Source organism: Oribacterium sp. NK2B42, assembly GCF_000424445.1.
Taxonomy (GTDB): Bacteria; Bacillota; Clostridia; order Lachnospirales; family Lachnospiraceae; genus Oribacterium.
In genome coordinates this window covers 32,065-32,679 of sequence record NZ_KE384193.1, presented here as the reverse complement: position 1 = coordinate 32,679, position 615 = coordinate 32,065, and the positions used below count along the sequence as shown (strand labels likewise).

1 rRNA gene is annotated in these 615 nt (G+C 41.5%); it reads right to left on the bottom strand.

Annotated features, from left to right (window positions below):
- Positions 1–182: ribosomal RNA gene (locus G625_RS0117590) — 16S ribosomal RNA — on the bottom strand; the annotation flags it as partial.
- Positions 183–615: the final 433 nt, after the last annotated feature.

Genomic DNA, 615 nt, shown 5'->3' with positions numbered 1-615 from the left:
TATGCGGTATTAGCAGTCTTTTCAGACTGTTATCCCCCTCTGTAAGGCAGGTTACCCACGCGTTACTCACCCGTCCGCCACTCGCTCGAGAATCACTAGGTTTCATCTCTCGCTCGTTCGACTTGCATGTGTTAGGCACGCCGCCAGCGTTCATCCTGAGCCAGGATCGAACTCTCATATTAAATACGAAAGAGATTTCTCTCTTTTAAGTTCTTCCCGTTCAGAACTAAAAGCTTGGCTTTATTTGTTCTGTCCGTTTTTCTTTACTGCGATTGTATTATTCGCTTTAGACTTTTTTGGTCGCGCTTCAGATCTACATTAGATCCTCCGCTTCTGAATCTTCTTTATAGAATCTTCAGGGTCTGTGTATTAATCGATCTTTGATTTTCAAGGTTCTTTTTGCTTCGCTCTCTTGAGCGCTCAGTTAATATAGCAATTAGCACAGCAGATGTCAAACACTTTTTGAAAGTTTTTTTACATTTTTTTGTTTCTGTGTAACAGTTCAGCCGGCAATGATTCGCGAAGACCGTGGTCGACTTTTTTCCTCACCATCCGGAGTTATTGGAACCACTGATTGACCTTAAAACTCAGAATTCAGAATATAAGTCAATGTAA